Consider the following 6311-nt stretch of genomic DNA (forward strand, 5'->3'; position numbering starts at 1 on the left):
ATCCTGCCTGGGCGGTGGGTGACCTTTCGTACACGCCTCGTAATGCAGTCGCGAGCGAGAAAAAAACGCCATGCGTGCATTGTTTTGATATGTTATGTTATAACATTGCGGTTCGCAGTGCATTTAACAGATTGCGCGCAAAGGTTACTGATCCCGATAGCGGTGACGTTAGAAGCACCGCCGTAGTGCGGTATTGGTTGGAACAAGGACAACTGGGCGCGAAGACGCAGGGGATACCGCGTCGTGCGATGCGACCCATTTAACAACGACAGTGAAATCGATGGAACATCGCACACTTTTCTCTCACGCCGCGTTGCTGCTTTTCGCGCAGGCGCTAGCGGGCCATGTTTATGCCGCGCCGAGCGACGGCTCGGTAGGCGGCCTCGTCACGGATAGTCTGGGCAAGCCCGTAGCGGACGCCAATGTGGTCCTTCAAACCGCAACTGGGGCGTCGGCAGGAACAACAAAAACCGATGCAGGCGGGCATTTCTCAGTGCAGGATGTCGCGCCGGGGACTTATGCAATCGTTGTCACCGCAACGGGATTTACTAGCGGGAGCAGCATCGCCACCACCAACCCTGGAACGGAAAGTTCCGTTACCGTCGCGCTCACAAAAAGCGACGCGATTGACGTGCGGGTGAGTGCCCAGCGTCTCGACCAGGCCCGCAACGGACTGTCGCCGGAAACCGGCAGCAGCGTGTACCGCATTACCAACGCAGACATCCGCAACATGCCGCAAGGCGAAGCGACGCCGCTCAACCAGGTCCTGCTGCAAGCGCCCGGCGTCGCGCAGGATTCATATGGCATGGTCCACGTGCGGGGCGAACACGCGAACCTGCAATACCGGATCAACGGCATCATGATTCCGGAACCGATCTCCGGCTTTGGCCAGTCGTTCGACACCCGCATCATCGACCAGGTGGACCTGCTCACCGGCGCGCTGCCCGCGCAATACGGGTTGCGCACTGCCGGCATCGTCGACCTCACGACCAAGTCGGGCGAAGCGGGCAACGGCGGCTCGCTAGGCGTGTACGGCGGCAGCCACGGCACCGCGCAGACAAGCGGCGACGTGTACGGCACCCAGGGCGCGCTGACTTACTACTTCAGCGGTTCGGCCGGCGTGAACGATCTTGGCATCGAAGCGCCGACCTCGGACGGCTCGCCGCTGCACGACCACACCCGGCAAGGCAATGCATTCGGCTACATGTCGTACCTGATCAACCCGCTTACCCGGGTCAGCGTCACCTTTGGCACCGCGAGCAACCAGTTCGAAATTCCGAATACACCAGGGCAACCGACCCAATTCGTGCTCAACGGCCGGACTAGTTTCGATTCCGCGGCGCTCAACGAAACCCAGAGTGAACTCAACAACTTCGCAACCGTCGCGTTGCAGGGGACGAACGGCGACAAGCTCGACTATCAGATCGCGTACTTCACGCGCTATACGCGCACGCAGTTCAACCCCGATCCGATAGGCGATCTGCTCTTTAACGGCGTCGCTTCGCAAGACTTCCGTAGCAATTGGGCCAATGGACTGCAGGGCGATACCACCTACCGGCTGAACAGTTCGCATACGCTGCGCGCCGGCGTGTATTTCGAACAGGATCGCGCGGTCGCCAACGACAGCGTCTCAGTGTTCCCCACTGTCGATGGCGCACAGTCCTCCGACCAGCCCTTCACGATCAACAGCGCGAGCACGACGATCGGCCGGCTCTTTGGCGTCTATGTGCAGGACGAGTGGAAGGTGAACGACAAGCTCATCATCAATTACGGGCTGCGCTACGACAAAATGAACGAAGTCGTCGACGCCAGCCAGTTGAGCCCGCGCGTCGGCGTGGTGTACAAGGCAACGCCGAGCACCACACTGCATGCAGGTTACGCGCGGTATTTCACACCGCCCCCTCTCGAACTGATCGCGCCGACCACGGTGGCGCAGTTCAACAACACGACAAACCAGGCTGCGAGTCCGCAAAATTCGCCGGTGCAACCCGAGCGAAGCCATTACTTCGATCTCGGCGTAACCCAGCGCGTCAGCTCCGCCGTCACGGTGGGCGTGGATGCTTACTACAAGAAGTCGACCGATCTGCTCGACGAAGGGCAGTTCGGCACGGCACTGATCAACACGCCGTTCAACTACCAGACCGGCCACGATTACGGCGTCGAATTTACCGCCGACTATAAGGACGAGCATTTTTCCGCGTACGGGAACCTGGCGCTCAGCCGTGCAACTGGCGAAAACATCGTCTCGGGCCAGTTCAATTTCTCACCCGATGAACTTGCGTACATCGCCAGCCATCCCGTCAATCTCGACCACGACCAGTTGATCACCGGTTCGGCGGGCATCGCCTATACCTTTGCGCGCACGACCTACAGTGCGGATACCACCTTCGGCAGCGGTCTGCGCAGTGGCTTTGCGAACACGGACCATGTGCCGTTCTATGTGAATATCAACCTCGCGGTCATCCATCACTTCCAGACGCCCTTTATCGGCAACTTCGATGGACGCCTGGTCGTGGTCAATCTGCTCAATCGTGCCTACGAATTGCGTGACGGTTCCGGAATTGGCGTTGGCGCCCCGCAGTTCGCACCGACGCGCGCTTTCTACGCAGGCATCACGAAATACTTTTAAACCGCCCGCGCGGCGTCCCGCCGCGTGAGCAGGAAGCCACGACACCATGAACGATTTTTCCGAACTGTTTCTCGCTGTGCGCCTGGGCGGATGGGTCATCTACCCGTTGACCGTCCTCGCGGTGGCCGGCCTTGCGATCATCCTCGACAAGGCTTATTCGCTGCACCGGTTCGCGCGAATTCCAGCCCGCATTGACCAACTGATCGAGGCCCCCGTCGTCGATTTCGCGCAGACACGCGCACAGATCGCGGCGCTGCCCGAGCGCCATGCGCTGCGCAGCTTCGCCGCGCCGATTCTCGACGGAGGGAAGGCGCCGATCTGGTGGATCGAGTCACGTGCCGAGACCGCCGCGCAGCATATCGAGCGCGCGCTGAACCGCGGGCTGTGGCTGCTCGAAACCGTCGTGACGGCCGCGCCTCTGCTGGGACTGCTCGGCACGATCATCGGCATGATGCACTCGTTCCGGCTGATCGGCGGACAGGGCGTCGTGAACCCGACCGGTGTGACGGGCGGTGTCGCGCAAGCACTGGTCGCGACCGCGATCGGCCTGGTGATCGCTCTTGTCGCGCTCTTCGCGTTCAATTATTTTTCCCGGCGGGTGGGTGAACTGCTCGATCACTTCGAGCGGGTCGGCACACGGCTGATCGGGCAGCTCCGACTTGACCAGGAAGATCCGGAAGAAGCGGCGCAACGCCGGCTCGACCGGGAGCGCGCGGAAGGCCCGGCGCAGTTGCGGCTCGCCCGTGAGCATGCGCAAGGACCGCGCACGTGAAATTGAAACGCTCAAGACAGGCTCGGCGCGGGAAGATCGAAATCATCCCAATGATCGACGTGATGTTCTTTTTGCTGGCGACGTTCATGCTCGCATCGCTTTCGATGCAGCGGCTTGATTCGATCAAGATCGACTTGCCGGGCGGCCAGGCACAACGGCTCAATCTGGACACGCCGCTAACCCTCACCGTGACGCGCGCCAATGCTATCTTCGTCAACCGGCAACCAGTGCCGCTCGCGGCGCTAGCGGGCGAACTGCGGCCGTTGCTGAAACCCGACGGCAACCTGGTGGTTGCCGCCGACGACGCCGCGTCGCACGGCGTGGTTGTCAAGGCGATGCTCGAAGCACGGAAAGCCGGCGTGCAGCACTTCCTGATCGCCGTTCACCATGAGTAACATTGGCCGCCGCAGCAACACGTCCTTGCTGGATGAACCGACAACCCGTATCGTCATTGCGGTAGCCATCGCATTCGGGTTGTGGTGCGCAGCGCTCGTGCTCGTCGGCGGACTGCTCGTGACGCCTGAGATCACGCCGCCTTCGCCTCCGAATCTCGACGCGCAACTCGTTGAAATAGAGCCTCCGCCGCCGGCCACGAGCACGCCCGCGCAGGCCGCGCCGGCTCATCCGGCACCGCCGGCGAACATTAAGCATGCAACGCCGGTGCCGGTGCATCGTGCAACTCCCGTACACCTGGAACCGTCCCAGCGAGCTGCGTCGCATATGGCGCCGCCAGATTCACCCTCGGCCCCTGCCGCGCCCCCCGCGCCTCCGGCGCCGCCGGCATCGGCCATGCCAGCGGAGAGCGTCGCCAATCGTTCACTGGCCGCGACCGACCTCGCCGCCAGCGGCAGCGGCCATACTGGCGCGCGCGTAATCACGCAGCCACTGCCGGAAATCCCGGACGACTTGCGCGAAGCCGCCTATCACGCCCTTGCGCTTGCGCGTTTCACGATTCACCCGGACGGCTCCGTCGACGTCGAACTCCTGCAGCCGACGCAACAGCCGCGTCTGAACCAGTTGTTGCTCGCCTCACTGCACAACTGGCGCTTCTTCCCCGCGACCGAGAATGGCAAGCCGGTCGAGAGCCACCAGGACGTTCGCGTCCACCTCGTGGTCCAGTAGCGCACGTCTAACGTATGCACTGGCAGTGCGAGATGCGGGAACGTCCAGTGCCGCCAGGCTCGCTAACGGGCTTGACGCATGGTCTCCTGTCGGTCTGGAAGCGGCCGCTGGCAGATCTCGCCTGAGTGGTTCCAAGGGGTCGACCTGAGCCGGTTGCCGCCGGGCTCAGTGCGGCGCTGAAGAGTCGTTCGCCCCCGCCGTGGCCCGGACGTCTGAACGGCGCCGGCGCTGGAGCTGGTCGTCGACACCTGCGCCGGCAAGCGGCGGCCTTCGGGTCGTTGTCGCCGAGCGACCTTTGAAATACCTAGGGTTTGTACCTATTTCGACAACTCTCAATTGTTCTGCAAGAGCTTAATCACAAGCCGCCTCCGGCCTAGACTGAAAGCACTGAAACGCAAACGGGTGTTTGCGGAAAATCAAGCCCTGGAGGTAAGGATCATGAAACTTGTTCAATCGCTCGTTGTAGCCGCTGCTCTCGCTATTCCGGCTGTATCGTCTTTCGCTCAATCGAATGAGGCGGCCGCACCGGTCAATTCTCTGTCGGGAACCCATCAGCATCTGCGTTCGTTCCGTAACGATGTTTCTCGCGTGGGCCACAAAATCCAGGGTTCAATTCGTCCGGATGCAAACGATGGGATGAAGCCGATTTACTTCGGTTCGTAAATCACCGGGGTTGAATGCTACAGGCCACTGTTGACGTCCTTGCTTTAGACCGAGGGTATTCTGTAGTTGCAATGCATCGAAGCGCGCAGATCAATCTGCGCGTTTTCGCTTTTCCGAAAACCGTCCTACTGTGCCTGCATTTAGCTGCGAGCGATGTCCGCTTCCGGGTCGATTTCTATCGACCGCATCGGGCAGTGGTCGGCCAGGAAGGGACGTTCGTAACCGTGGTCTAGATCGTCGACAATGTTCAGAGCCGAGCGCAGCAAAAAAGCGGGAGTCTTATATTCTCTGCAAGACGAAACTAATAATTCGCCCAATCGCGTAGGGAATCCGAATGAGAACAATGGTATTGGCGGTCTTTTTCTGCCTGTCCACGACGATTTCGCAGGCTGCAGGAATAAAGTTCGTGCAAGTTCCGGCCGACGCCCACGGCCCCGCGTTGAGGGCGATCGTGTGGACGCCATGCGCAGCCGGCGCTCAGGAAATTCCGATTGGGCCATATGTTCTGATGGGGCGACGCGACTGTCCGACCGTCGGCGAGAAGCTGCCCCTAGTCGTGATCTCGCATGGCCATGGTGGGGCATTTCTTGGTCACCACGATCTTGCAGAAGTGCTGGCGGACTCAGGGTACGTTGTAGCGGCAATAAACCATCCCGGCGACACATTCTCCGATATGAGCCGCGCGGCCGACATTTCTGAGTTCGTCGAGCGCCCGACCGACATTAAACGTCTCATTGACTTCATGTTGAGCGGAGCGCCGGACGCGCCCAATATTGACCCGGACTTGATTGGCTTTTTTCGTTTTTCGCGGGGCGGATATACTGGTCTCGTACTGGCGGGCGGTAATCCAGATTTCCTGCACGCCAACGTCCCGTGTCCGGATTTGAATCTTCCAATCTGCAAGCAACTCCAGCGCAAAGAGATCCCTCAGCGGCCGTTGACTCACGATGCCCGGATCAAAGCTTATGTTATCGCGGACCCGCTCAACGAGTTTTCCGCGGCAGGGGATCTAAAAGCTGTGAAAGCACCCATTCAGCTTTGGGCATCTCAATATGGCGGTGACGGTGTGCTTCCCGAAACTACTCCCGCTCTGGCGAACACAATTTCGAAGCGACCCGAATATCA

The 6311-nt window shown here is 60.6% G+C and carries 6 protein-coding genes; all 6 read left to right on the forward strand.

Annotation, left to right across the window (positions count from 1 at the left end; translation table 11 throughout):
- Window positions 1-280 precede the first annotated feature (280 nt).
- Window positions 281-2629, forward strand: coding sequence for a TonB-dependent receptor (locus P0D89_RS23940; RefSeq protein ID WP_408363492.1), 2349 nt, complete (start codon window positions 281-283; stop codon window positions 2627-2629).
- Between the two features lie 46 nt (window positions 2630-2675).
- A complete protein-coding gene (locus tag P0D89_RS23945) occupies window positions 2676-3401 on the forward strand; it encodes a MotA/TolQ/ExbB proton channel family protein (protein ID WP_408363490.1) in 726 nt (241 codons plus the stop codon).
- On the forward strand, window positions 3398-3796 hold the full coding sequence (locus P0D89_RS23950; protein ID WP_408363488.1) for an ExbD/TolR family protein: 399 nt from the start codon (window positions 3398-3400) through the stop codon (window positions 3794-3796). Before P0D89_RS23945 ends, P0D89_RS23950 begins: the two co-directional genes overlap by 4 nt.
- Complete coding sequence (locus P0D89_RS23955) at window positions 3789-4523, forward strand: energy transducer TonB (protein ID WP_408363486.1); 735 nt, start codon at window positions 3789-3791, stop codon at window positions 4521-4523. The genes P0D89_RS23950 and P0D89_RS23955 overlap by 8 nt, the downstream gene beginning before the upstream one ends.
- A gap of 438 nt (window positions 4524-4961) precedes the next feature.
- Window positions 4962-5186: a hypothetical protein gene (locus P0D89_RS23960; RefSeq protein ID WP_408363484.1), complete on the forward strand. Its 225-nt coding sequence runs from the start codon at window positions 4962-4964 to the stop codon at window positions 5184-5186.
- 334 nt (window positions 5187-5520) lie between these two features.
- Window positions 5521-6311, forward strand: a 791-nt coding sequence (locus P0D89_RS23965) for an alpha/beta hydrolase family protein (RefSeq protein ID WP_408377366.1), incomplete at its 3' end; no start/stop codon positions are given.

Origin of the sequence: Paraburkholderia sp. RL18-085-BIA-A, from assembly GCF_046027075.1 — a bacterium.
In the GTDB taxonomy this organism is placed as follows: Bacteria; Pseudomonadota; Gammaproteobacteria; order Burkholderiales; family Burkholderiaceae; genus Paraburkholderia.

What these genes read in the sequence shown, in the direction of transcription:
- P0D89_RS23960 (WP_408363484.1), top strand. Translation starts at nt 4,962, where the DNA reads ATGAAACTTGTTCAATCGCTCGTTGTAGCCGCTGCTCTCGCTATTCCG.
- P0D89_RS23940 (WP_408363492.1), top strand. Translation starts at nt 281, where the DNA reads ATGGAACATCGCACACTTTTCTCTCACGCCGCGTTGCTGCTTTTCGCG.
- P0D89_RS23945 (WP_408363490.1), top strand. Translation starts at nt 2,676, where the DNA reads ATGAACGATTTTTCCGAACTGTTTCTCGCTGTGCGCCTGGGCGGATGG.
- P0D89_RS23955 (WP_408363486.1), top strand. Translation starts at nt 3,789, where the DNA reads ATGAGTAACATTGGCCGCCGCAGCAACACGTCCTTGCTGGATGAACCG.